General features: G+C 71.3%; 24 protein-coding genes. 15 read left to right on the forward strand and 9 right to left on the reverse strand.

Annotation, left to right across the window (positions count from 1 at the left end; translation table 11 throughout):
- Positions 1-72 precede the first annotated feature (72 nt).
- On the reverse strand, positions 73-768 hold the full coding sequence (locus tag ACFOYY_RS22625) for a TetR/AcrR family transcriptional regulator (RefSeq protein WP_386191702.1): 696 nt from the start codon (positions 766-768) through the stop codon (positions 73-75).
- A gap of 200 nt (positions 769-968) precedes the next feature.
- Between ACFOYY_RS22625 and ACFOYY_RS22630 the strand changes: the two genes are divergently transcribed.
- From ACFOYY_RS22630 to ACFOYY_RS22645, 4 genes are all read left to right on the forward strand, one after another.
- Positions 969-2054, forward strand: coding sequence for a LacI family DNA-binding transcriptional regulator (locus ACFOYY_RS22630; RefSeq protein ID WP_352015255.1), 1086 nt, complete (start codon positions 969-971; stop codon positions 2052-2054).
- Between the two features lie 118 nt (positions 2055-2172).
- A complete protein-coding gene (locus ACFOYY_RS22635) occupies positions 2173-2421 on the forward strand; it encodes a hypothetical protein (protein WP_352015256.1) in 249 nt (82 codons plus the stop codon).
- 77 nt (positions 2422-2498) lie between these two features.
- On the forward strand, positions 2499-3362 hold the full coding sequence (locus ACFOYY_RS22640) for an N-acetylmuramoyl-L-alanine amidase (RefSeq protein WP_362778166.1): 864 nt from the start codon (positions 2499-2501) through the stop codon (positions 3360-3362).
- Positions 3363-3397: 35 nt separating this feature from the next.
- Positions 3398-5056: a beta-N-acetylhexosaminidase gene (locus ACFOYY_RS22645; protein ID WP_386191706.1), complete on the forward strand. Its 1659-nt coding sequence runs from the start codon at positions 3398-3400 to the stop codon at positions 5054-5056.
- A gap of 228 nt (positions 5057-5284) precedes the next feature.
- Here the strand turns inward: ACFOYY_RS22645 and ACFOYY_RS22650 are convergent, their stop codons facing one another.
- Entirely contained in the window at positions 5285-5488 is a 204-nt protein-coding gene (locus tag ACFOYY_RS22650; RefSeq protein WP_352015259.1) for a heavy-metal-associated domain-containing protein, read from the reverse strand.
- A 42-nt stretch (positions 5489-5530) separates the two neighbouring features.
- On the reverse strand, positions 5531-6598 hold the full coding sequence (locus ACFOYY_RS22655) for a quinone-dependent dihydroorotate dehydrogenase (RefSeq protein ID WP_386191709.1): 1068 nt from the start codon (positions 6596-6598) through the stop codon (positions 5531-5533).
- A gap of 171 nt (positions 6599-6769) precedes the next feature.
- Here ACFOYY_RS22655 and ACFOYY_RS22660 point away from each other — a divergent pair, with 171 nt between their 5' ends.
- The 5 genes from ACFOYY_RS22660 (at position 6770) to ACFOYY_RS22680 (ending at position 10900) form a co-directional block, all read left to right on the forward strand.
- A complete protein-coding gene (locus tag ACFOYY_RS22660; RefSeq protein WP_352015262.1) occupies positions 6770-7153 on the forward strand; it encodes a hypothetical protein in 384 nt (127 codons plus the stop codon).
- Positions 7154-7288: 135 nt separating this feature from the next.
- Positions 7289-8047, forward strand: a complete 759-nt coding sequence (locus tag ACFOYY_RS22665; protein WP_386191712.1) for a phosphatase PAP2 family protein — start codon at positions 7289-7291, stop codon at positions 8045-8047.
- 444 nt (positions 8048-8491) lie between these two features.
- Positions 8492-8722: a hypothetical protein gene (locus ACFOYY_RS22670; protein ID WP_352015264.1), complete on the forward strand. Its 231-nt coding sequence runs from the start codon at positions 8492-8494 to the stop codon at positions 8720-8722.
- A 386-nt stretch (positions 8723-9108) separates the two neighbouring features.
- Positions 9109-9921 carry a signal peptidase I gene (gene lepB, locus ACFOYY_RS22675; protein WP_386191715.1) on the forward strand — a complete coding sequence of 271 codons (813 nt, stop codon included), beginning with the start codon at positions 9109-9111 and terminating at the stop codon, positions 9919-9921.
- A 133-nt stretch (positions 9922-10054) separates the two neighbouring features.
- Positions 10055-10900 carry a universal stress protein gene (locus ACFOYY_RS22680; RefSeq protein WP_386191718.1) on the forward strand — a complete coding sequence of 282 codons (846 nt, stop codon included), beginning with the start codon at positions 10055-10057 and terminating at the stop codon, positions 10898-10900.
- A 55-nt stretch (positions 10901-10955) separates the two neighbouring features.
- Here ACFOYY_RS22680 and ACFOYY_RS22685 read toward each other — a convergent pair whose 3' ends face one another.
- Entirely contained in the window at positions 10956-12875 is a 1920-nt protein-coding gene (locus tag ACFOYY_RS22685) for a glycoside hydrolase family 15 protein (RefSeq protein ID WP_352015267.1), read from the reverse strand.
- Positions 12876-12958: 83 nt separating this feature from the next.
- On the reverse strand, positions 12959-13984 hold the full coding sequence (locus ACFOYY_RS22690; protein WP_352015268.1) for a hypothetical protein: 1026 nt from the start codon (positions 13982-13984) through the stop codon (positions 12959-12961).
- A 291-nt stretch (positions 13985-14275) separates the two neighbouring features.
- Between ACFOYY_RS22690 and ACFOYY_RS22695 the strand changes: the two genes are divergently transcribed.
- Positions 14276-15016 (forward strand): HAD family hydrolase, encoded by a 741-nt coding sequence (locus tag ACFOYY_RS22695; protein WP_386191722.1) that lies wholly within the window; start codon positions 14276-14278, stop codon positions 15014-15016.
- 52 nt (positions 15017-15068) lie between these two features.
- Here ACFOYY_RS22695 and ACFOYY_RS22700 read toward each other — a convergent pair whose 3' ends face one another.
- The gene (locus ACFOYY_RS22700; protein WP_386191726.1) at positions 15069-15830 is read right to left on the reverse strand and encodes an ArsR/SmtB family transcription factor; all 762 of its coding nucleotides are present in this window, start codon (positions 15828-15830) and stop codon (positions 15069-15071) included.
- Between the two features lie 61 nt (positions 15831-15891).
- Here ACFOYY_RS22700 and ACFOYY_RS22705 point away from each other — a divergent pair, with 61 nt between their 5' ends.
- Entirely contained in the window at positions 15892-17298 is a 1407-nt protein-coding gene (locus tag ACFOYY_RS22705) for an MFS transporter (protein ID WP_386191729.1), read from the forward strand.
- Here the strand turns inward: ACFOYY_RS22705 and ACFOYY_RS22710 are convergent.
- Positions 17224-18453, reverse strand: coding sequence for an MFS transporter (locus ACFOYY_RS22710; RefSeq protein ID WP_362913816.1), 1230 nt, complete (start codon positions 18451-18453; stop codon positions 17224-17226). The two genes, ACFOYY_RS22705 and ACFOYY_RS22710, sit on opposite strands and share 75 nt — an antisense overlap.
- Before the next feature lie 101 nt (positions 18454-18554).
- Between ACFOYY_RS22710 and ACFOYY_RS22715 the strand changes: the two genes are divergently transcribed.
- Complete coding sequence (locus ACFOYY_RS22715) at positions 18555-19436, forward strand: LysR family transcriptional regulator (protein ID WP_352015273.1); 882 nt, start codon at positions 18555-18557, stop codon at positions 19434-19436.
- Here the strand turns inward: ACFOYY_RS22715 and ACFOYY_RS22720 are convergent.
- Positions 19401-21722: a M28 family peptidase gene (locus ACFOYY_RS22720; RefSeq protein ID WP_386191733.1), complete on the reverse strand. Its 2322-nt coding sequence runs from the start codon at positions 21720-21722 to the stop codon at positions 19401-19403. The genes ACFOYY_RS22715 and ACFOYY_RS22720 overlap by 36 nt on opposite strands.
- Before the next feature lie 150 nt (positions 21723-21872).
- Here ACFOYY_RS22720 and ACFOYY_RS22725 point away from each other — a divergent pair, with 150 nt between their 5' ends.
- The 3 genes from ACFOYY_RS22725 to ACFOYY_RS22735 are packed head-to-tail and all read left to right on the forward strand — an operon-like array spanning position 21873 to position 24197.
- Positions 21873-22490 (forward strand): DedA family protein, encoded by a 618-nt coding sequence (locus ACFOYY_RS22725; RefSeq protein WP_352015275.1) that lies wholly within the window; start codon positions 21873-21875, stop codon positions 22488-22490.
- Positions 22474-23556: a sensor histidine kinase gene (locus tag ACFOYY_RS22730; protein WP_362778204.1), complete on the forward strand. Its 1083-nt coding sequence runs from the start codon at positions 22474-22476 to the stop codon at positions 23554-23556. The genes ACFOYY_RS22725 and ACFOYY_RS22730 overlap by 17 nt, the downstream gene beginning before the upstream one ends.
- On the forward strand, positions 23547-24197 hold the full coding sequence (locus tag ACFOYY_RS22735; RefSeq protein WP_352015277.1) for a response regulator transcription factor: 651 nt from the start codon (positions 23547-23549) through the stop codon (positions 24195-24197). The genes ACFOYY_RS22730 and ACFOYY_RS22735 overlap by 10 nt, the downstream gene beginning before the upstream one ends.
- On the opposite strand, the gene ACFOYY_RS22740 is transcribed toward ACFOYY_RS22735, so the two are convergent.
- The gene (locus ACFOYY_RS22740) at positions 24182-24871 is read right to left on the reverse strand and encodes a GntR family transcriptional regulator (RefSeq protein WP_352015278.1); all 690 of its coding nucleotides are present in this window, start codon (positions 24869-24871) and stop codon (positions 24182-24184) included. The two genes, ACFOYY_RS22735 and ACFOYY_RS22740, sit on opposite strands and share 16 nt — an antisense overlap.
- Between the last annotated feature and the right edge of the window lie 207 nt (positions 24872-25078).

Genomic DNA, 25078 nt, shown 5'->3' on the forward strand with positions numbered 1-25078 from the left:
CCCTGCCCCGGCCCCCATACTCCGTCCGCACGCTCCGTAACCCACGGCCCGCCCGGTGATCTTCCGAGCCGGTCACGGTGCGTGTTCGGAGACCAGGTTCTCCAGCAACGGCACGACCCTCGGGTCGTGACCGGCCGCCACGCCGAGCGTGGCCACCATGTGGTCGACCAGTATGCGCTCGACCACCCGCCGGTCGACGTCGCGGTACTCCAGCCAGTCGAGGGCCACCGTCTCGACCGAGGCGATCCACGAACGCAGCGTGACCCGCAGGACGGGTCCGGGTTCCTCGACCCGCAACAGCCTCATCACCAGGCCCAGCAGGCGGTGCCGTACCCCGTCGACGATCTCGCCGACCTCGCCGCTGCGGTTGGCGGGGCCGCCTCTGACCAGCGCCGCGAAGCCTGCGGCGCGTTCCTCGACGAAGTCGAAGTAGCGTTCCAGCCCCACGGCGAGCCGCTCGACCGGGCCGCCGTTCTCGCTCGGCTGCAGCCGCGCCTCAAGTTGGTCCGCCGCACTGCGCAGCGCGGCCACGTAGAGCTCCTGTTTGCCGCCGAAGTAGTGGTAGACCAGCGCCCGCGACGTGCCCGCGGCCGAGGCGACGTCGTCGATGGAGACGTCCTCCGCGTCGCGCGCGCCGAACAGCTCAAGGGCCGCCGCCACGAGTTCCTCACGCCGCCGGTCGACGCTGAGCCTGCGCCGTGCGGGACGCGCGCCCCGCCCCGCGGGTCTGTCCCGTTCCCGTTCCTCGGCCCCGGATATCGAACCCACGTCCCGCACACTAGCCGAGCCGATCAAGGGGTGGCGGGGAGAAACAAGAGTCGTTTTTCGGGCTTTCGCCGTGGTGAGCCGCCATCTGGGTGACCGGAGTGGGGGGAAAGATCCAGGAAACAGCCTTCAGGCCGTACCCGATTCGTAACTCGATCGTTTTGAGTGACAGGTGCCCATCCACCACTTCCCGGGGGAGAGCCATGTCAGGACCACCGGTCAACACCACCGTCACCCGAGCGCGCGAGTTCGCCGACCCCGTCCTACAGGACGGCGCGGGGCCGCGTCCACGGCCCACGATCCGCAATGTGGCCGAGCGCGCCGGTGTCTCCAAATCACTGGTCTCGCTCGTGCTGCGCGGATCGCCGCACGTCAGCGAGCACCGGAGGCAGGCGGTGCTCCAGGCGGCCAGAGAGCTCGGATACCGGCCGAACGCGGTCGCCCGCAGCCTCGTCGAGGGCCGCACCCACCTGGTCGGGGCGCTCGTCGCCGACCTGCACAACCCCTTCTACGCCGAGTTCCTCGACGGCCTGCAGGAGAGCCTGCACGGCGACGGCCTGCGGCTGCTCATCGGCAACAGCCAGTGGGACCCGGCCTTCGAGGACGAGGCGGTCGAGGCGTTCCTCGAACTGCGCGTCGACGGCCTCGTCCTGCTCGGCATCGCGCCGACCAGCGAGACGCTCGTCGAGGCCACCGGCTACACGCCGACGGTCGTGGTCGGCGAGCGTGACATCGAGCTGGGCGGTGTGGACATCGTCGTGGACGACGACCAGCTCGGGGCGCGGCTGGCCATCGACCATCTCGTGGAACTCGGCCACCGCAGGATCGCCCACATCGAGGGCACCCGGTTCTCCTCGGGCCGCTTCCGGTGCGAGGGCTACCTGGTCGCGATGCGCAGGCACGCGCTGGCGCCGTACATCATGGTCGAGCAGGGCGAGTGCACCGAGGAGGGCGGGGCGGAGGCGGCGCGCAGGCTGCTGACCCGCGACCCCCGTCCCACCGCGATCTTCGCCGCGAACGACACGGTGGCGATCGGGGTGCTCGCCGCCGCCGCCGAGCTCGGCCTGCGGGTGCCCGAGGACCTGTCGGTCGTGGGATACGACAATGTCCACCTCGCCGGGACCCAGCCGATCTCGCTGACGACCGTCGACCAGCCCCGCAGGGCGATGGGGCGCTCCGCGGCGGCGCTGCTGAGCGACCGGATCGGCGACCCGGGCAAGGTCGCGCGGCTGCGCGAGATCACTCCCAAGCTCGTCGTACGGCGCAGCACGGGCCCCGCGCTGCCGTAGGGAGCCTGCCTGGAGCGTTACAGGTCCAGGCGGGCCCCAAGTCCCCGTCAAAAGCAGGTCAACCCTCGATGTCGCGAAGACACGCGGGTGTTGACTGCGATGTGACGAGGGGGTAGCAATGCGTGATCCTGAGCTGATTTCGTGTGCCCAACGGGCGGCCGCCGAGCTTGAGCGGGCATGGGCGCACTGGCGGGCCACCAGAGGGCGCGGCGAGGACACGGGCGCCGAGTCCGTCGCGAGCTACGTGGCCCATTCGATCGACCATCCATGGGGCCGTCCGCGTGTGGTCCTCGGACTGGACGCGGACGACGCCAGAGAACTCGCCGCGCTGCTGCAGAGGCAGGAGACGGGAGAGCGGGTCTGGTGACCGCCGGGGTCTCGGCGAGGTAACGGTCCCGGGCCACGTAGGTTGGGTGGTTGACGGTTCCTTCGAGGAGGATGAGCGTGACCAGCAAAGCACTCGTGGCCACTCTTGCTCTGTGCGGCCTTGGCGTCGCCGCCTGTGGCGGCACCACGGGCGGCACCGGCGCGGCCCCGGCGCAGAACGGCGGCCCCGCCTCCGGTACGGCCTCACCCGCCTCCGCGCTGTCGGAGCGGACGGCGACCCCGGCTCCTGAGACCCCGGCGACGGGCGGGAGCGTTCCCGCGGACCCGCTGAAGGGCAAGGTCGTGGTCATCGACCCCGGCCACAACGGGCAGAACTACCGGCACCCTGCGGAGATCAACAAGCAGGTCGACGTTCTGACCCAGAAGAAGGCCTGCGACACCACCGGCACCGAGACCAACAACGGTTACACCGAGGCGGCCTTCACCTGGGACGTCTCCCAGCGGCTGGCCAAGATCCTCAAGAGCAGGGGCGCGACGGTCAAGCTCACCCGGCAGAACAACTCGGGCTTCGGGCCGTGTATCACCGAGCGGGCCGCGGTCGGCAACAAGGCCCACGCCGACGCGGCGATCTCCATCCACGCCGACGGGGCGTCCGCGGGCGACCACGGCTTCCACATCATCATGCCGAAGAAGATCAACGGACCGGTCGACCCGGTGGTCGGTGCGTCCAGGAAGCTCGGCATCGACGTACGGAACGCCTACAAGGCGGGCACCGGGACGCCCTACTCCACCTACATCGGTAGCAAGGCCCTCGACTTCCGCAACGACCTGGGCGGCCTGAACCTCTCCACGGTGCCGAAGATCTTCATCGAGTGCGGCAACATGCGCAACGCGGGGGACGCGGCGAATCTCCAGAGCCCGGCGTTCCGCCAGAAGGCCGCCCTCGCCCTTGCCAACGGGCTGCAGAACTATCTCAAGTAATGCGCGATCATGTTCGATTTGACATGATCTGAAGCATGAATGCGCCGTTGCCACGTCCTGTCGCCTTCGAAACCTCCACCGACTCGTTCGAGCTCTCCCCGGGGGCTCCCGTCGCGGGCCCCACCGACCTGGCCGGGGCCGTACGGCTGGCACTGTCCGTGCTCGACCTGAGGCCCGCGGGGGCGGGAGAGGCCGGGGCGGTCACGGTCGAGCACGACGCCGCGCTCGGCCACGAGGCCTACACGTTTGAGGTGACGGGCCGGGGGGTGCGGATCGCGGCCGGCGACCGCCAGGGGGCGTTCTACGCGGGCCAGACGCTGCGGCAGCTGCTGCCCGACGCGGCCTTCCGCGCGGCTCCCGTTGAGGCCGGGGGTGCGGGCTGGACCGTTCCCGGTGTCACCGTGCGGGACGCGCCGCGCCTGGCGTGGCGCGGGGCGCACCTGGACCTCGCGCGGCACTTCCTGCCCAAGCGGGAGGTGCTCAGGATGATCGACCTCATGGCGGTCCACAAGCTGAACCGGCTCCACCTGCACCTGGTCGACGACCAGGGGTGGCGGGTCGAGAGCCGGGCCTACCCCCGGCTGCACGAGGTCGGCTCGCACCGGCCGCGTACGATCGTCGGGCACCACGAGGACGCCCCGGTCTACGACGAGGTACCGCACGGCGGGTACTACACGCTGGACGACCTCGCGGAGATCTCCGGGTACGCCCGCGCGCGGGCCGTGACGGTCGTGCCCGAGATCGACGTGCCGGGGCACGCCTGCGCGATCCTGGCGGCCTACCCCGAGCTCGACGCGCGGGCGACCGGTGGCAGGACCCCCGAGCCGTTCACCGTGCTCGACCGCTGGGGCATCTCGACCGCCATCCTGTCCCCGCTGCCGTCGACCGTCGACTTCCTGACCGTCGTCATCGACGAGATCCTGGGGGCACTCGGCGAGACACCGTACGTGCACATCGGCGGGGACGAGTGCGTGCTCGACGACTGGGCCGCCTCCCCCGAGATCGCCGCCTTCCAGGCGGAGCTCGGCCTGGAGAACGTGGGCGACCTGCACGCGTGGTTCCTGCGCAGGCTCGCGGACGTGCTGGCCGAGCGGGGCAGCAGGGCCGTGGTGTGGGACGAGGCCTTCGTCAGCGGCATGCTGCGGCCCGACACGATCGTGATGCCCTGGCGTGGCCCCGGCGTGGCGCAGCGGGCCGCGCAGGCCGGGCACGACGTGGTGCAGACCTCGGTCTTCCCGCTGTACTTCGACTACGCGGAGGCGGCCTCCGAGGAGGAGCCGCTGGCCATCGGCGAGACCATCACCGTCGGCGACGTCGTGGCCTACGAGCCGGTGCCGTCGTCGTGGACGGACGCGCAGCGGGAGCACGTGATCGGGGCGCAGTTCCAGCTGTGGAGCGAGCGGCTGCCCGACGCCAGAGCGCTCGACTACCGGGCGTGGCCCAGGGGTTGCGCGCTGGCCGAGGTCGCCTGGTCGGGCACTCCCGGGGCCGACTTCGACGCGCGGCTCGAACGGCACCTGCGCAGGCTGGACGCGCTCGGCGTCGAGTATCGCCCCCTGTCCGGGCCGCGCCCGTGGCAGCTCGGCGGCGCCGGTCCGCGCCGCCACCGCCCCGGCTTCGTCAACGCCGAGGACGTCATGAAGCGCCTTGAGGGCATGACCCACGACGCCGACTCGACCCGGCCGAGCATGTGACGGTACGGCCCCGCACCGGGGACCACGGTCTGGTCCCCGGTGTGAGGGTCACGGCCCTCGCGGGAGATCGTCTCCCGTGGCGGCCGGGGTCGCGGGCTCCCCGGGGTGGTCGTGGACGTCGCGGCGGGAGGGCCGGACGGCCGGACGGCCGGGGGGCGTGGGGTGCGGGGCGCGCCGGGGTCGGCGGGTGGCGCCGGGGGGCGTGCCGTACGAGAAACGGGCGGGCGGTCAGCCCGCCACCTTGTAGCCGGCCTCCTCGATGGCGGCGCGGATGGCGGCGTCGTCGAGGGTCTCACCGGAGACGTCGACCCGGCCGCTGGCCAGGTCGACCTCGACGCCGGTCACGCCGGGGACCTCACCGACCTCCTCCTTGACCGAACTCACGCAGTGGCCGCAGGTCATGCCGGTGACGGTGTATGTGCTCAGGCTCATCACGCCTCCAGGTGTCGAGGTTTACCCTCCCAGGGTATTACCTCAGCCCGCGGTGCGGCCGATGATCTGGCGCACATCCGTGACACCGTGCCTCCGCAGGCGCCGGGACAGGTCGCGGTTGATCCGCCAGGCCCACAGCGGCCCCTCGTAGATCATTCCGGTGTAGCCCTGCACCAGGGTCGCCCCTGCCAGCAGGCGCTCCCAGACGTCGTCGACGCCCTCGACGCCGCCGACGGAGACCAGCACCAGGCGATCGCCGACCCGCGCCCTGAGCCTGCGCAGCACCTCAAGCGAACGGGCCCGCAGCGGACGTCCGGAGAGGCCGCCCGTCTCGGTACTGCTCACGTCCTGGCGGCTGATCGTGGTGTTGGTGGCGATGACGCCGTCGAGCCCGAGTTCGAGGGCCAGGTCGGCGACGGCGTCCACGTCCTCGTCGGCCAGGTCCGGTGCGATCTTGACGAGCAGCGGGGTGCGCCTCGGCGTGCCGTCGGCGACCTCCTTGACCGCCCGCAGCAGGGGGCGCAGCAGTTCGACGGCCTGCAGGTCACGCAGGCCCGGGGTGTTGGGCGAACTGACGTTGACCACCAGGTAGTCGGCCAGGGGGGCGAGTTCCTTGGCGCTGGACACGTAGTCGTCCGCGGCCTGGGACTCGGGCACGACCTTGGTCTTGCCGATGTTGACGCCGACCACGACGGGGACCCCGCGGGTCCTGCCGAGGGCCTTGGCCGCGGCGGCGGCACCGGCGTTGTTGAAGCCCATCCTGTTGATGATCGCCCGCTCCCTGACCAGGCGGAACAGCCTGGGCCTGGCGTTGCCCGGCTGGGCGTGCGCGGTGATCGTACCGACCTCGACGTGGCCGAAGCCGAGCGCGGACATGGCCTCGACGCACCTGGCGTCCTTGTCGAACCCCGCCGCCAGCCCGAAGGGGCTGGGGAAGTGCACGCCGAAGGCCTGCACCCGCAGGGCGGGGTCGCGTGGGGCGAGCCTGCGGTGGACGAGCCGCTTGACCACGGGGGCCGCCGACAGCAGGCGCAACCCGCCGACCGTCAGGTGGTGGATGTCCTCCGGGTCGATGCGGCTGAGGACCTGCGTGAACACGATTCGATACATCACCGATCAGGGTAGTCCCCCGGCGGGACGCGGCCCGCCCCGGCCATGCCGTACGGGGTCGGAGTCGTCCTCAGGCGAGGATGCTCCCGCGTCGCGGGCTCCGCGGGCACCGTATATTGCCGTCAACAGATCGTTAAGCGTTCGGCAAACTGGGGGCGGCAGGGTGTGGACATGAGCATCCTGTCACGTTCGACCATCATCCGCAGGCGCCGCGCCCTGGTGCACATCGTGCTCAGGGACATGGCGGAGACCGGTGACACCACGGTCCCTCCGTGGTGGGAGGCGGACATCGAGCAAGAGTTCGGTGGCCTGAGCGGGTTCCTGGCCGAGCTGAGCCGCCAGTGGTGGACGGCCTACGCCGCGCACCTGGACGCGCTGATCGAACTCGGCTGGGACGAGCCCGCCCAGGCGTGGGCCGACGTGGCCGAGCAGATGCCGCAGTTACGCGCGGTGCTCGACTCCTACCTCGACGAGTCGGCCCTGGCCGAGGCCGAGCGGCGGCACTGTGACGTGCTGCGCTGGACCACCCGGCGGGAGAGCAGGAACGCCGCTTGAAGAGCGTTCCGGGAGTCCCTGTCTGAGGATCTCTGATCGGGACGGCCGGGCCCCGCAGCGCCGGTGACACGCCGTTCCCGCCCCGTGCGGGTCGAATCCCTGGCATATCCGTCCCCTTTCGGGTAGCGATGGATGATGGCCAGGACACTCGGAGAGCGCAGCCGTCAGGATTCCGACCGCCGCCTGGGGATGCGGCTGACGTTCGCGGTCGGGGCCGTGGCACTGTTCTCGGTGCCGTTCGTCCTGTTGCTCGTGCTCGTACTGATCTCCTTCGAGCCGCTGAACGACCTCGACGAGGCGATCGCCACCGGATTGCACGCCTATGTACTGGCCGACCCCGGCTACGCGCGTCTTCTCGGGGCGTGGACCGACATCCTGGGCCCCAACACCTGGCGCGTGCTCGTGGTCGCCGCCGCGGCCTGGGCGTGGTACCGGGGAGCGCGCCGCCCGGCGGTCTGGGCGGTCGTCACGATCGCGGCCAGCGGTGTGCTGAACGTGTTGATCAAGGAGATCGTCAACCGGGCCAGGCCCGTCCTGCCGGACCCGGTCTCCTGGGCGCCGGGGTGGTCGTTCCCCTCCGGACACGCGATGGCGGCGGCCACGGGGGCGAGCGTGCTCGTGCTGATGCTGCTGCCCCGGCTGAGGGGGCCGGCGTCCAGAGCCGCCGCCTGGACCCTCGCGGCGGTGCCGGCGGTCTTCGTGGCGTACACGCGGGTCGCCCTCGGCGTCCACTGGTTCAGCGACGTGGTCGCGGGGCTCGCGCTGGGGGTCGTGGTGACCGCGGGGACGACGGCGGGGTTCGAGCGGTGGCGGCGGGAGGAGGGGCGCAGGCCCGCGGAGCCGTACGTCGAGGGGGTCGAGCCGGAGGCGTTCTCCCGGGGTGACCGCGAGTAACCGTCACGGTGGTGCCGGTCCCGGGTTCGAATGTCGTGATCTTCTTCTGATGGCTCTCACCTGAGGAAACGTCGCCACAGATTCTGACAAAGATCAGCAATGGGTGCCGTCAATCTAGTGATATGCCACCGTTTACTGAATTTTCCGCTCAAAGCCGGGGGGCGACATGGATGATGAAGGCAAAAAGGTTTGTTGCCAGAGTCACACCGCTCGATCCCCCACACTGGTCCTTCGAAAGCCCACAATGGCCATCGCAGGGTTCGTGACACATGGATAAGATCAAGAAAAATCACCCAATATCACGATCTGTGCGCATTGGGCTACTTTAAGCTACGAAGTAGGATAGAAATCCTTAATGGAAGATTAAGTATTTTCCAGCAAGGAACCAGCAGCCGGCCGGACATCTAGGGTTCGACGGCTAACCCTCGGAAAGGAAGCCGTCCCATGGATCGTCAGCCGATTGTCTGCAATACCTGCACGGGTGTTCTTCTCACCACGGACTCCCGTGACTACACCCCGCAGCGGGGACGCCTGATCGTCACCAACGGTTACTGCTCCTGCCCGGCCGCGCAGAAGGCCGCCCCCGTGGTCACCTCGGCCACCCTGCCCGCCGCCCCCGCTCCCGAGCCTGTCGCGCAGCGCCCGGTGCCCGAGACGGCGATGGCGAGCGCCTGAGCCGCGTGCTCGAACGCCTCGTACGGCCTGGCGGCCGTGACGTGCCGGCCCCGGTAGTGCTTCGGTAGTGCCCCCACGGTGCCCCGCGGTGTTTCAGCAGTGCCCTGGAACACCCCGGTAGCGCTTCGGTGGTGCTCCCGGCCGTACACACGGCCAGACCGCCCGTCCCGGCCAGAACACGGGGACGGCGGTGGTCCGGTTCCTCGTGGGAGAGACCCTGACCGGCGTCACACGTGGGGCGTTCCTCACTTCACGGACGGTGTCGGGAGCGCCTCTCCTGGGTACTCAGAGGCGGGATCGCCTCGACGCGAAGCGTCGGAAGTAGGCATGATCTAGGCTCATCAGCGAGAAACCATTGAAGGCCGGGCGGCCGGGACGGGGTGCACGTGGTCGCGGAGGACGTGGAACAGCCGGCCAGGGGCAGCGACAAGAAGAAGGGCTCTCTCTGGCGGGAGTTGCCCATCATGATCGTGGTCGCCCTTCTGCTGGCCCTGCTGATCAAGACCTTCATCGTCCAGGCGTTCTACATCCCGTCCGGATCGATGGAGAACACGCTCCAGATCAACGACCGGGTCCTGGTCAACAAGCTCGTCTACCGGGTGCGTGACATCGAGCGCGGTGACGTGGTGGTCTTCTCCGGCGGCGTCGACTCCTGGCCGGACGAGGTCGAGTTCGAGGAGCCCTCGAACCCGATCACCGGCGCCCTCAACTGGGTCGGCTCCCTCTTCGGCCTGGTCCCCACGGAGAAGGACTTCATCAAGCGGGTCATCGGCGTCCCCGGTGACAAGGTGAAGTGCTGTGACGGCCAGGACCGCGTCACGGTCAACGGTGTCCCCCTCGACGAGAAGGCCTACCTGTTCCCGGGCAACAAGCCCTCGGTGACGCCGTTCGAGATCACCGTCCCGCCCGGGCGGCTGTGGGTGATGGGCGACCACCGGATGGTCTCGTCCGACTCGCGCGCCCACCAGGGTGACCCCGGTGGCGGCGCCATCCCGATCGACCATGTGATCGGCCGCGCCTTCGTGATCGTCTGGCCGTTCTCGCACGCCGACGTCATCTCCATCCCCGACACCTTCTCCCAGTCCGCGCTGAAGGCGACGGCCGCCCTCGGTTCCGGGGCTCCGCTGCTGCTCGGCGCCGCGGTCGCGGTGCCCCTCGTCCGCCTGCGCACCCGCAGACGGCTGCGCCACCGCCGCTGACTCCCCTGGTAGGCCCCCTCCGGTAACCCCCGATTCCCCGCCAGGCCGTGGGGGAGGTTTTACGGCGTGGTGTTCCCCCTGGTCAGCGAAGTACGACAAGGATGGAAACAGGGGACATGGGGGAGGCAGCGCGATGCAGTACAACGCCGACCAGCGGCCTGTGGTCGCCGGATACGACGGTTCCGAGGCGAGTGAACGGGCGCTCAGGTGGGCCGCCGAGGAGGCCCGGCTGCGTTTCGCCCCGTTGGTCGTCTGCCACGCCTGGCAGTGGTCCCAGGGAACTCCGGTGCCGCTGGCCAGCATGGAGACGGTGCAACGCCTCGGCAGTCAGGTGCTCGACAAGGGCGTCGACCTGGCGCGGCGGCTGGCTCCCCGGATCGAGGTCAGGACCTCACTCGACCTGGGGTCGCCGTCCGTCGTCCTGATGAGCGAGTCCGGCGCCGCCGACCTGCTGGTGGTCGGCAGACGTGGCTCAGGCGGCTTCGCGGAGCTGCGGATCGGCTCGACGGCCGTACAGCTCGCCGCGCACGCCTACTGCCCGGTCGCCGTCGTCGGGGAACGGCCCGGCCCTCCGACGAACCTGGTGGTCGTCGGTGTCGACGCGACCGCCCCTGAACGGCTGGAACTGCGGCTGGCGTTCGAACAGGCGTGGCTGCGCAAGGCGTCGCTGCGGGCGATCTGCCTGATCCCCGAGGAGGCGCGGGACACCCGGGAGTACATGGTCGCCTTCCGGCGGGCCGTCTCGATCCTTGAGGAGAGATACGGCCAGGTGAACGTGGAGACGACCGTCGTGGACGACGCCCACGTCGCGGCCCTCCAGCGGGCGGCCCAGGACGCGGACCTGGTGGTCGTCGGGGACCGTGGCTGGGACGACCCGGCCGAACTGCCGCTCGGCGTGCTCTGCCAGGCGTTGCTGCGCGGGGCGCCCTGCCCGGTCGTCGTGGCCCCCTCCCACCGGCCGCTCAGCGCCTCGCGGTAGCGCCGGGCCCGCCCGGCGTCTCCCCGGCGTTCCGAGCGCGGCCCGGCGGCCGGGTTCACAGGGGGTCGGTTGCCGGGTTGCGCCACGTACGGCCGCCGAACCTGCCGCGTTCCGCCCTGATGATGTGGATGACCGCGTTGATGAGGGCCAGGTGGGTGAAGGCCTGGGGGAAGTTCCCCAGGTGACGTCCGCTGAGCGGGTCGATCTCCTCGGCGTAGAGGCCGAGCGGGCTGGCGAAGGAGAGCACCTTCTCGCAGAGCCTGCGCGCCCTGCGGTGCTCCCCGATCTCGGTCAGGGCCGAGACCAGCCAGAACGAGCAGATCGTGAAGGTCCCCTCCTCACCGGTGAGGCCGTCGTCGGTCTCCTTGGGCAGGTAACGCAGCACCAGGTCGTCCACGGTCAGCTCGTCGGCGATGGCGAGCACCGTGTCGCGGACCCTGGGGTCGTCCGGCGGCAGGAAGCCGACCAGCGGGATGAGCAGGAGTGAGGCGTCCAGGGTGTCGGAGTCGTAGTGCTGCCTGAAGACCCCCCGCTCGCTGACGCCGTTGGCGCACACGTCGGCGTGGATCTCGTCGGCGATCCGCCTCCAGCGGGCGACCAGGGCCGTGTCCTGGCGGAGCCTGGCCAGCCGTACCCCCCTGTCCACGGCGACCCAGCACATGACCTTCGAGCTGGTGAAGTGCCGTGGCTCGCCGCGTACCTCCCAGATGCCCCGGTCGGGCTCGCGCCAGTATCTGATCGCGGACTCGACCTGCCGCCGCAGCACCGGCCAGATCCGCTCGTCGAGGCGGTCCCTGGAGCGGGTGTGGATGTAGAAGGAGTCGAGGACGGCTCCCCAGACGTCGTTCTGCCGGTGGTCGTAGGCGGCGTTGCCGACCCGGACGGGCCGGGAGCCCTCGTAGCCCTCAAGGTCGTCCAGGACGTGCTCGGTGAGGACGCGTTCTCCGTCGACGCCGTACATGACCTGCAGTTCCTCGTCGCGTTCGGCGACGTCGGCGATGAACCAGAAGAAGTCGTCGGCCTCCCAGTCGAAGCCCAGCGTGTACAGGCCCCACAGGGCGAAGGTCGAGTCCCTGATCCAGCTGTAGCGGTAGTCCCAGTTGCGGTCGCCGCCGGGTGTCTCCGGCAGGGAGGTGGTCGCCGCCGCGACCAGGGCGCCACTCGGGGCGAAGGTCAGGCCCTTGAGGGTGAGGGCGCTGCGTTCGAGGAAGCTCCGCCACGGGTGGTCGGGGAAGTCTCCCCTGGCCAGCCAGTGCTGCCAGTGGTGCGCGGTCCACACGAGCCTGCCGTACGCCTCGTCGAAGGTGTAGGGCGGCTCGTGGGCGGTCCAGGTCAGCGCGCAGAAGCGGGTGTCGCCCTCCTTCAGGAGGGTGCGCGCCGTGGCCCGCGTCGCCTCGAAGCCCAGCCGCATGTCGGTGGTGAGCCTCAGTTCGAGGGACTCCCCCTCGGCCCTGGCGACGCCCTGGTGGTAGCCCCGGTCGGTGTAGGACCAGCGGCCGGGGGTGCGGCCGTAGCCGAACATGGGTTCGCAGTCCAGGGTGACCTGCGCCTCCCCGCTGACGCAGCGCACCGTGCGCAGCAGGACGTGGCTGGCGTCGTAGTCGGTCGGCGCCCTGCGGTGGGTGTGGGACAGTTCGTCGTCGTGGTGCCACGGGCCGACGACCAGCAGGTCGCGCACGACGATCCAGCCGGTCGGGGTGCCCCAGCTCGTCTCCAGGACCATGGTTCCCGGCAGGTAGCGGCGTGCCGCGGGGACCCTGATGTCGGCGGGGCCGAGGCGGAAGCCCCCGGCGTCCCGGTCCAGGATGGCGGCGAACACGCTGGGCGAGTCGATCCGTGGCAGGCACAGCCATTCGACGTTCCCGCTCGGCGCGACCAGGGCGGTCGTCTCGCAGTCGGACAGGAACGCGTAGTCCGCGATCGGCGGGAACGGAGAGCAGTCGCGGAGCACACCTGTCAGGGGGTTCACCGTCATCGGATCCCGCCTTCCCGACCTGCCGCGAGCCGGTCGTCTCCTTCCACTCTAGGCACGAAACCGCAGGTGAGAAAGGTCGCCCCTCAGTCGTCGCGGGGTCCGGGCAGGGAGATCCTGAGCCTGCGCAGCGCGGCGGCGAACTCCTCGGCGGGGTCTCCGAGATAGCTCCACGGGGCGCCGCGCCCGACCCGGTTGCCGACCTGCCTGAGGTGTCTGGCCGCGAGGTCGTGGGTGCTCGCCTCACGGACGAAGACGGCCCCGAACAGATGGTGGGCCTCGAAGTCGCGGGGGTGCGCGGTGGCGTAGGCCGTCCAGCGGCGTTCGGCGTCCTTCAGTTCTCCGACGACCCGCTCGGAGAAATACCGCATGCTGAACTTCATGTAGGCCATCATCTTGTTCTCGACCACGAGACGGCGTTCCTCGGCGCGTAGATACTCCAGGTGCGCCAGTGCCAGCATCGCGGTGAGCGGATTTCCCCGGGGCGCGAACGCCGCCGCTTCCCGGGCGTGGGAGAACATCTCCTCGTGGGAACCGCCCCACTTCTCGGAAAGCGCCTGAATCCGGGCCCAGTGGGCGGAGAAGAGCGTGGCGGAACGGGAGACGGTCTCCTCCCAGATCTCGTCCTCCTCGGCCCGGTCGAACTGCATGCCCAGGGCGAACCAGATCATGGACTCCCACGGCACGGGGTCGTACGGACGCAGTCTCGCCGCCTCCATGAGCGGTTCGTGGGCGCCGGACAGGGTGGCGAAGAACATCTTGAACCGGTCCTCACCTGCCTCCCCGGAGAAGCCTCCGCCCCGGATGACCCACGCCTCGTCGATGACCGTACGGCCGAGCCAGAGCAGGATGTCGGCCCGGTCACGGGACCCGGCGAGCAGTTCGGCGATGCCCTGGCTCCTGCCGACCGCGGCGCGGCTGAGCGCGTCGAGCCGCAGGGAACGTAACTCCGGGTCACCGTGGGTCTCCCCAAGGAGGACGAGTCCCGCGTTCAGATAGCCTTCCTCGACCGCCTCGACGGCGGCGTCAAGGGCGATGTCGTTCCAGAGACGCCCGACGACGAAGGCGTCTCCGGCAGATCGTCCGCCTTTCCGGCGCCGGAAGATTCTCATAGAAGGCCCTTTTTAGCACTTCACGATTGCCAACGTGATCGAAAAACACAAAAGTCGTGATCAGCGGTCCATATGACATACCAGAAATATGACTTTATGGAGAGATTCGTTGGAGAATCTGGGCCGGGTAATCGAGGGATCCGGCGTACCACGCGGGGAAAACGGTCTGAGGGAAAAGTGACGGCGCGGAAAGCGAAAGCACATGCCTTCGGGACCTGGCGCGTTCACCACGGGTGATTCGGGATGACCACCCCGTGCACGGCCGTGGATGATCGGATACGGTGCGGCCACGTGACACGGAACCGGAACGTCGAGGGACTCCTGTTCGACCTCGACGGCACGCTGCTCGACCACGACACGGCCGCGACCACGGCCTTCACCGCGGCTCTCACAGGGGTCGCGGGGGCGGACGTCGACCACGAGGCGGCGCGGCGGCGCTGGTCGGAGCTCGAACACCACGCCATGGACCGTTACCTCGCCGGTGAGCTCACCTTCACCGGACAGCGCCGCCTGCGCGTGACCACTCTCTTCGCCGAGCTCGGCCTGGGGTCCTGGGACGACACCGAGGCGGACACCTGGTTCGCGGGCTACCTGCGGCACTACGAGGCCGCCTGGCATGCCTTCCCCGACGTCGCGCCCTGCCTTGCCGTACTGGCCGGACAGGCCGTCCGGCCGCAGCTCGGGGTCCTGACCAACGGGGACGCCGCCCAGCAGCGTGACAAGCTCCGCAGGATCGGGCTGGGTACGGCGCTGCCCGTGCTGGTCGCGTCGAGCGAGGTCGGCGTCGCCAAGCCACGGGCGGAGATCTTCCACGCGGCCTGCGCGGTGCTCGGGCTGCCGCCCGGGCGGGTGGCCTACGTCGGTGACAGGCACGACGTGGACGCCGCCGCGGCGAACGCCGCCGGGCTGTACGGCGTCTGGCTGAACCGGGCGGGCGCCCCGGTGCCCGCCGGGCTGCCCGCCGTACGGTCCCTGGAGGAGCTGCCCGCCCTGCTCGGGTTCGGTCAGCCGTACGGCGGCGCGGCCGGGTGACGGGTCAGGGGCCGGCTCGGCGGAGCCGTTCCTCGCGGCGATCTCCAGCGCCTCAGGCGGGCGCCTCGAAGGAGAAGGTGTCCGCCAGCCCCCGCCTGCCCGTCTCGGTGAGGTGGACGACCCGGGGCGAGACGCCGTACCGCAGCCAGTCGAGGGTGAAGAAGCGGCCGGTGAGCGCCGCCCCCAGCCCTCCCGCGAGGTGGTGGCGCCGCTCGCTCCAGTCGACGCAGTAGCGCACGACCGGGCGCCGCCTGGTGCTCAGGCGGGCGACGTCGACGCCGAAACGGCCGAAGACCTCCCCGCCCTTCCCGGTCAGGTGGTACTCCAGGGCCCGGCCGTAGGCGGCGGGCAGGTCGGGCCCCCGGCCGTCCTCCTCGGCCTTCGGCGTCCCGGTGAGCAGCCCCTGGCTGACGAAGGTCTCCATGAGCCCGACACCGAGCGACCCGGCGAGGTGGTCGTAGCAGGTGCGCGACCTGCGCAGGGCGTTCTCCCTGCTGCTGACCCGCAGCGAGGCGACGGGGGCCGGGACGGTCGGGGCGATGACCGCCAGCGCCTCAAGCGCCGTGGAGACCTCGGCGCTCGCCAGACGGTAGTAGTGATGCCGCCCGCGCTGCTCGCCGACGACCAGACCGGCCTCGGTGAGCCGCCGCAGGTGCACGCTCGCGGTGGCCGGGGTGACCCCGGCCTCCTCGGCCAGGACGCTCGCGGCCAGCGGACGGCCGCCGGAGAGCGCCTTGAGCATGTGGGCGCGGGAGGCGCTGGCGATCAGGCGCGCCGCGCGGGCGATGTCCGGGTCACGTCGTGGGTGCTCCACGGCGCGAACGTACACCAACGGTTAGACGGATGACTAAGCGACCCGGGACGACCATGCGGTCATGCGTACAACCGACCGCCGGGCCCCTGTCGAGCGGCTGGTCTGGCCCCCGCTCATCGCGCTGAGCCTCGGCTACTTCCTGGTCATGCTCGACGTCACCGTCGTCACCGTCGCGGTCCCCACCATCAGGGAGTCCGTGCACGCCGACGCCTCGGCCACGGCCTGGGTCGTGGACGGCTACAGCACGGTCTTCGCGGGCCTGCTGCTCCTCGGCGGCGGCCTCGGTGACCGGCTCGGGCACCGCGGGGTCTTCCTGACCGGCCTCGGCGTCTTCACCGTCGCCTCCCTCGGCTGCGGGTTCGCCACGACCTCCGTGACGCTGATCGCGTCGAGGATGCTCCAGGGCGTCGGCGGGGCGCTGCTGGTGCCGACGTCGCTGGCGCTGCTGGCCGCCGCCTACCCCGGGCGGGCGACCCGGGCCAGAGCCCTGGGGGTGTGGGCCGGCGTCGCCGGGGTCGCCTTCGCCGCCGGCCCCCTGGTCGGCGGTCTCCTCGTGGCCGGGCTGAACTGGCAGGCCGCGTTCTGGGTCAACGTGCCGGTCGCGCTGCTCGCCGTGTGGCTCACCCTGAGGCACGTCCCGGCCCCGGCCGCCCGCGCCTCGGGTCGTGGACTCGACCCCGTCGGTCAGGTCCTGGGCGTCGTCGGCCTGACGGCGCTCGCGGGCATGCTCAACGAGGCCGGTACCCAGGGCTGGACGTCACCGACCGTGCTCGCGGCCTGCGGGGTGGGGATCGTGGCGCTCGTCCTGTTCGTCCTGGTCGAACGGCGTCTTGAGGCCACCCCCGGCTCCACCCCCCTGCTGCCGCCCTCGCTCTTCCGCTCCCCCGGTTTCTCCCCGGCCGCGGCGGTCGGGGTGCTGCTCAACCTCGGCTACTACGGGATGCTCTACCTGTCCACGCTGTACTTCCAGAACGAGCGCGGCTACGGCGCCCTCGGCACCGGGATCGCGCTGCTGCCGACCGTGTGCATGGCGGTGTTCGCCGCCCCGCTCTCCGGCCGCCTCACCGCGCGCCACGGCCCCCACGCCCCGATGGCCGGGGCGCTGCTGCTCGGCGCGTTCGGCTTCCTCGGCTGGCTGGTCGCCGGTCCCGACACCCCCTACTGGCAGTTGCTCTTCGCCCTGGTCGCCACGGGCCTGGCCACCCCGACCACCGTCCCGGCCGCGACCGCCGCGATCGTGCAGGCCGCGCCGGACGCCAACGCGGGTGTCGCCTCGGCGGTGTTCAACGTCGCCAGGCAGATCGGCAACTCCGTCGGCGTCGCCCTGTTCAGCACCCTCACCGCGACGTCCGCGCCGCTGGTCCCCGGCCTCCACACCGCCGCCCTGATCGCCTCAGGCGCCTTCTTCGCCGGGGCGTTCCTGGCCCTGGTGTCCTGGCGCGCCAACCGCGTCCCGGTCCCCCTGTGAACCGCGGCGCCGTACGGCGAGCACCACCACCGGCACGGCCAGGAGCGCGAGCGCTCCCCCCGCCCACATGACGCCGGAGACCGCGACGGTGTCGACGACCCGGCCGCCGAGCAACGCGCCCAGGGAGATGGCCGCGTTGAAGACGGCGACGAACAGCGCCGACCCCGCCTCCGGGGTCTTCGGCGCCGCCGTGAGCACCCACGTCTGCATGCTGACCGAGACCCCTCCGTAGGCCAGCCCCCACGCCGCAAGCGAGACCACGACCGCGGCCCGCGTCTCACCGGCGAGCGGAAGCGCGAACATGCAGACGCCGAGCAGCCCGGCCACGGCCAGGACCGTGCCGTACCGGGCCCGCACGACGACGGCCCCGGCGACGAAGTTCCCCATCACCCCGGCCAGGCCGTACACCAGGAGCAGGGTGCCGACGAGGCCGGGGCCGACGCCGGAGACCTGCTCAAGGACGGGCCTGACATAGGTGTAGGCCGCGAAGTGGCCGGTCACCATCAGCAGGACGACGACCAGGCCGAGCCGTAGCCGGGCGTTGCGGAGCAGGCCGGGCAGTTCCCGCGCCCTGACCGTCCCGAGGGCGGGCAGCGGCGGCAGCGTCAGGACCAGCGCGACCAGCAGGACCAGCGCGAGCACCCCGAGCGCGGCGAACGCCGGGCGCCAGCCCACGAGCTCACCGGCGAACGTCCCCGAGGGCACCCCGAGCACGGAGGCCAGGGAGACCCCGCTGAAGATCAGCGAGGTGGCCGTCCCCGCCCGCTCCGGCGCCAGCCGTGCCCCCAGCCCCGCCGCGACCGCCCAGAAGCCGCCGATGGACAGCCCCACCAGGACGCGGGCGGCCAGCATGACGGCGAACACCGGGGCCAGCGCCGAGAGCAGGTTGGCCACGGCCAGCAGCGCCGCCAGCGCGACCAGCACCCGCCGCCGGTCGAGCCCGCCGACGGCCACCACGAGCACCGGTGCCACGATCGCCCCGACGAGGCCGGGGACCGTCACCACCAGGCCCGCCGTACCCGCGGAGACGCCGAGTTCCGCGCTCATCGCGGTGAGCAGCCCGACCGGCAGCATCTCGGTCGTGACGACGGAGAAGGTGCCCAGGGCGACGGCGACGACGGCGGTCCAGTTCCCGGTCCTCACCGGGGTTCGCATCGTTGTGAACATGCCGCCAAGCCTGTGCCGCCGCTGGGCCGGGAACAACGACGAAGATCGCATCCTTACATTAACCGGGCTAATCGATTTGGGGACGCGCGGTGCCTGAGCTGGAGATGAGAGAGCTTGAGTGCTTCCTCACGCTGAGTGAGGAGCTGCACTTCGGGCACGCCGCGGAACGGCTGCGCGTCTCCCAGGGACGGGTCAGCCAGCTCCTGCGTTCGCTGGAGCGCAGGATCGGCGCCCGCCTCCTCGAACGCACCAGCCGCCGGGTACGGCTCACCCCGCTCGGCGAGCGTTTCCTGACGGACCTGCGTCCGGCCTACGACGCCCTGCGGCAGAGCGTCGAGCGCGCCAGGACCGGGGCGCGCGGCGTCGAGGGGGTCGTGCGGATCGGCTTCTCCGGCTTCCTGAACGAGCAGGTCATGACGGCGATCAGGGCCTTCGAGGACCGGCACCCCGCCTGCGAGGTCGAGACCGTGGAGTACCCGTTGGCCGACCCGTTCGGCGGCGTGCGCCGGGGCGAGGTCGACGGGGCCGTCGTCCCGGCCCCGGTCAGGGAGCCCGACCTGGTCGCGGGGCCGCTCTTCTCCAAGGAGCCGATGACCCTGGTGGTCTCCGGCCGCCACCCCTTCGCGGGCCGGGAGTCGGTCTCCGCCGAGGAACTCGCCGACTGCGTGCTCGTCGACATCGCGGAACCCGCCCCGCGCTACTGGCGCGACCTGCAGGTGCCCGCCGTCACCCCCGGCGGCAGGCCCGTGCCCCGGGGGCCCGGGGTCAGCACCCTGCAGGAGGCGCTGACGCTGATCGCCGCCGGCCGGGGGGCGATGCTGCTCTGCGCGCCGAGCGCCCGCTACCACGGCCGCCCCGACATCGCCTTCGTCCCCGTCACCGGCCTGCCGGACTCCGCACTGACGTTCGTCCGGCACCGCGACAACGAGACCGCCTCACTGCGCGCCCTCGGCGACGCCCTCGCCGTGTGAGCCGCGGCGCAGCGTGTACCCCCGGGTGACCGCGACGAGGTCACCGTCCTCCCTGGTCGCCGCGACCAGTCCCGGGGGCCGGGGCACGAAGCCGGGCACCGCGGACAGGCCGTCGCTCTCGGAGATCGCGATGACACGGACCCGCTCGGCGGGCGACAGCCGTACGGTGACCCTGACCCCCTGGGAGGGGATGCCGCGGAAGCGGATCTCACTCGGCCAGGTGCCGGTGCGCGTACCGGTGACCTGGACGCCCGCCTGGCCGAACCGGCCCGCGGACACACCCGCCCAGGTGATCGGCCGGTCCAGCCGCAGCGTCACCGAACGGGCTCCCCGGCCCGCTGTCACGCGCATCGTGAGTGTGCCGCCGTCGTAGGAGGACACGACGACCCTCGGGCCGTCGGCCCTGATCGCCGGGGCGGGGCCCGTCCACAGCGACCCCCGCGCGTAGCCGGGCGGCAGCCCGTCAACGGCACGCGCCGAGACGTACCGCCTGGTCCACCCGGCGGGTTCGGGGTCCGCGCTGGCCCAGTGCGCGACGCGGGTGTCGGCGTCCATGACGTAGGCCAGGTGCGTACGGCGTGGCCGCTCGGCGTCGAACCCGTCCACGGCCAGCCCCGCGCCGACCAGGGCGAGAGCCAGCCCGGCCGCCGTCAAAGGTACGGCGCGCCCGAGCCGGAACGGTTCGACGAGCGGCGCGACGCCCAGCCAGAACAGCGCCAGCACCAGGGCGCCCACCCCGCCGAGCGCCAGGCCCATCCCGTCGAAGGCGTTCCAGGCCAGGGAGGGCAGCACCGCGGCGGCCGTGACCGGCCCCAGTGTCGTCGCGACCGCCCGTACCCAGGCCGGCGCTCCGGTCACGGACGCCGCCAGCGCGCCGAGCGCGCCCAGCAGCGCGGGCAGGGTGAACAGGAAGGCCGCTCCCGGGGCGAACCAGGCGCACAGCGCGCCCAGCCCGGCCGTCCAGACCAGCACGGCCGCCGACAGCGCGGCCGGGCCGAGCCTGCGGCGCAGCGGCAGGTACCAGCAGAGCACCGCCAGCGCGGACATGACCGCGATCGCCGCCTCGAAGGCCTGCGGGCGATGTAGAAGTCCGCCCATCGTGTCGTACTCGGGCCGCAGGCCGACCAGCAGTTCCCACAGCCCCTGGGCCATGGCGACCGAGGCGAGCAGCGGCAGGACCGCCGAGACCGTCGCGACCGCCAGCCGGGGAAGGGTGAGCAGTCGCCGTACCCGGCCGAGGACCACCAGGCCCGCGACCGCCAGTACGGCCAGCGCCGCCAGGGGCGGGACGGCCGTGCCCGGGTAGGTGATCATGACGCCGAGGGCGCGGAAGTAGGTGACGTCGTGGTCGGAGGTCAGCGTCCGCAGGTCGGCGCCGCCCAGGGCGCGGGTCAGCGCCAGCATGGTGGAGCCGTGGTGCTGCAGGCTGCCGGGGTCGAGGTTCGCGACGGAGTCCGCCGCGGTGTGGTAGAGCGAGGAGCCCCTGATGTAGGCGAAGTTCATGCCGGTGAACCCGGCCCCGGTCAGCGGGGTGAAGTCGGTGTTGTTGGGCAGCAGCCGGTACATCTCGACCATGGAGGAGTCACCGCGCGGGGCGGGGACGGCGTCGGCGAACGTCTCGACCAGCCGGGCGTTGTTCCGTGAGGTCTCGAACATCAGTGAGGGGCCGCGCACTCCCCTGGCCTCCCAGTTCAGCAGCACCCCGCCCGCACGGCCGAGCGGATGCCGCCTGACGAACGCCTCGGCGCCGAGAACGCCGTCCTCCTCACCGTCCGACATCAGCAGCACGACGTCGTTGCGGAGACCGGTTCCCGTGCGCAGTGCCCTGACCGTCTCGATCATCGCGGCCACCGCCGCGCCGTCGTCGGAGGCGCCGGGGCCCATCGCCGCCGAGTCGTAGTGGGCGGCGATGAGCACCGTACCCGTCGGGTCGGTCCCGGGAAGCCTGCCCACGATGTTGTCGACCTGGCCGAACGTCGCCAGCCCGGAGGCCGGGCGGGCTCCGACGGCCCGCTGCACCTCGACCTGGAGACCCTCGGCCCGCAGCCGTCCCACCAGGTAGTCCCTGGCCCGGTCACCCGCCGGACTTCCGATGGGCCGTGGCTCGGCGGCGAACTCCCTCAGGTGGTCCAGGGCGCGCCGCGCGCTGAACTCCCCGGCGGGGGCGGAGGCGGGCAGGGGCTGCATGGTGCTGTCGGCCATCGCGGACAGCACGACCACCGCCACCAGGACGACGAGGGCCGCCGGCCCCGCGAACGCCGTCTTCTTGAACATCTTCTTGAACACGGTCGGCGACGATAGGTACGGCCGACGGCTCCGCGACATGAGGCGCCTGCCCGAACCTCGCTGTGGTTTTCCACAGGTGTGGTTTTCCACAACCGGAAACGGTCACGAACCTCATGGTGACCATATCCCGACCTTCGTAACCTTCTGGGCATGACGGATTGGCTGGTAGCACTGATGGAAAGCCTCGGCGCCCCGGGGGCCGGGTTCGCGGTGGCGATGGAGAACCTCTTTCCTCCCATCCCGAGCGAGGTGATCCTGCCGCTGGCGGGCTTCGCCTCCTCCCAGGGGGAGATGAGTCTGCCGGCCGTACTGCTGTGGACCACGACGGGCTCGGTGGTCGGCGCGCTGGCGCTGTACTGGATCGGCGCGCTGCTCGGCCGTGAACGCACCCTGGCCCTGGCCGCCCGCATCCCGCTGCTGAAGGTCTCCGACATCGACAAGACCGAGGCGTGGTTCCTCAAGCACGGCCGCAAGACCGTGTTCTTCGGCAGGATGATCCCGATCTTCCGCAGCATGATCTCGATCCCGGCCGGGGTCGAACGCATGCCGCTGGGTGTCTTCACGGCGCTGACCGCCGCGGGCAGCCTCATCTGGAACACCATCTTCGTGCTGGCCGGCTACCTCCTCGGGGAGAACTGGTCCCTGGTCGAGGCCTACGTCGGCGTGGGCACCAACGTGGTGATCGCCGTGGTCGCGCTGGCCGTGGTCGTCTTCGTGGGCCTCAGGCTGAACGAACGGTACAAGGGGCGGCATGCGAGCCGTCGTTAGGGGGCTGCGGCTGCTCGGGGCGGTGACCCTCGGCGCGTTCACCGCCCTGCTCGGCCTGGTCTTCGTCCTGGTGGCGCTGCCGTTCGCGGGGCGCCCCTGGGCGCGGGCGGCGGCCCGGCGGCTGGCCGCGCTCGAAGTCCGGCGGCTCGGTCTCGACCTCTCCCCCCAGGGCGGGGGTGAGCTGGGCTACCTCGCGGCGAGGGTGCCGGTCGGCGTGCTCGGCGGCCTGGTGGTCCTCCTGCTCGGGTACGGCACGGTCACGGCCGCCGTCCTGGCCTGGACGTGGGGAAGGGGCCTGCCGTTCGACGGCATGCCGCCGGCCCCGCCGCTGATCGCCTACATCGGCCTGGCGGGGGTCTTCCTGCTCTTCCTGCACCTGTCCGGCCTGGTGGGGGCGGACGTGCTCGAACGGCGGCTGGCCGTACGGATGCTCGCCCCCGACCCGACCGAGGCGCTGCGGCGCAGGATCACCGAGCTGACCGAGAGCAGGGCGGGGGCTCTGGCGGCGGTCGACTCCGAGCGGCGCAGGATCGAACGTGACCTGCACGACGGGGTGCAGCAGCGGCTGGTCGCGCTGTCGATGCTGGCCGGACGGGCCCGCAGGGGACGGCCCGAGCTGCTCGAACAGCTGCACGAGCAGGCCCAGCAGGCGCTGACCGAGCTTCGCGAGGTGGCCTGGCGGGTCTATCCTTCGGCACTCGACTCGCTGGGGTTCGCCGAGGCGCTGGCCGGGGTCGCCGAACGCGCCGGGGTCCCGGTCAAGGTCGTCGGAGCGCCGCCGGAACGGCTGCCCAGGACGGTCGAGACGGCGGCCTACTTCGTGGTCAGCGAGGCGGTGACCAACGCCGACAAGCACTCGGGGGCGGACCTGGTCACCGTCGAGGTCCGCGAACAGGGCACGATGGTCCTCGTGCGTGTGGAGGACAACGGCGCCGGTGGCGCCGACGCGACGGGGGACGGTCTGTCCGGGCTGGCGGGCCGGGTGGCCGCGCTCGACGGCCGTCTCACCGTGACCAGCCCGGACGGCGGGCCGACCGTGATCACGGCGGAGCTGCCATGCGGGTGATCCTGGCCGAGGACTCGACCCTGCTCAGGGAGGGCCTGGTCCGGCTGCTGGCCGAGGAGGGGCACGAGGTGCTCGCCGCCGTGGGCGACGGCGAGGCCCTGGTCGAGGCCGTCTCCGAGGCCGGAGCGGAGCTCGACGTGGTGGTGGCCGACGTCCGGATGCCGCCGACGCACACCGACGAGGGCCTGCGCGCGGCCCTGGAGATCAGGCGGCTCCGGCCGGACGTCAGGGTGCTGGTGCTGTCGCAGTACGTGGAGAAGAAGTACGCGACCGAGCTGATGAGCGGCGACATCTCCGGGGTCGGCTACCTGCTCAAGGACCGGGTGGCCCAGGTGAGCGACTTCCTTGAGGCACTCGACCGGGTCGGAGCCGGGGGGACGGCCTTCGACCCCGAGGTGGTACGGCAGTTGCTCGCCCGCACCAGCCACGCCGACCCGCTGACCCGGCTGACCGCCCGGGAGCGGCAGGTGGTCGAGCTGATGGCGCAGGGGCTGACCAACGCCTCGATCGCGCAGACGCTGCACGTGTCGCAGAGCGCGGTCGAGAAGCACGTCAACGCCCTGTTCGACAAGCTTGAGCTGTCACACACCACCGGTTACAGCCGACGGGTCCTGGCCGTGCTGCGCTATCTCGGCTCCTGAGCGGCCTCGGCCGACGCGGGTTTGAGCAACTCGTCGATGCGCTGCCAGGAGCGGTGCCAGTTGTGGCGCGCCGCGGCGGCCGCCCCCGTGGCGTCTCCCGCGCCGAGCGCCTCCAGCAGGACGCGGTGTTCCTCGTATGCCTCCTCGTGCACCCGGACGTAGCCCCAGATATGGCGCTCTATCCGGCGGAGTTGTTCGTCGATGGAGTCGAGCGTCTCGATCAGGACCGGGTTGGCCGCCCTGCGGTAGTAGACACGGTGGAACTCCTCGTCGAGCGCGCTCAACCGGTCGGGGGCGGTGGTCTGGTTCAGCGTGTCCAGCAGCCCCCGCATGAGGTGCAGGTCGGACTCCGTCATGTGCGGCGCGGCCAGTTCGGCGGCCAGCGCGTCGAGGGTCGCGCCCACCTGAAACAGATGTGAGGCCCGGTCGAGGGGCAGGGGGGCGACCCGGGTCATGCGGCTGGCACTGGCCTCGACGAGCCCTTCCTGGCCGAGCCGGATGAGGGCCTCGCGGACGGGGGTCCGGCTGACCCCGAGGAACTCCGCGATCTCGACGTCACGCACGGTCTCGTCCGGCTGCAGGACCCCGTTGAGGATCCAGGCGCGCAGCTCCTCGTAGGCGAACTGCTGGGCGCTCGTGTAGCGCCGGTCTGACTTCACATGGGGCAGGGGCACAGCAGCAATATATCGGCTACCTCTCTCTCCGGCGAGCACTTGTCCCTGAAAGCAAGGCCTTGTCAGGAAAAGGACGACCGATATACTGCATACCCATCCCCCAGAACGAGCCCCGGTGATCTCCCACGGCCGACATGGCCCACCGTCGGGGCGAGCCCGGCCCACGCCAGGAACGCGGCGTGACGAGCAGGTTTCGCGGGTGACAGG

Source organism: Streptosporangium jomthongense, assembly GCF_042650425.1.
Classification (GTDB): Bacteria; Actinomycetota; Actinomycetes; order Streptosporangiales; family Streptosporangiaceae; genus Streptosporangium.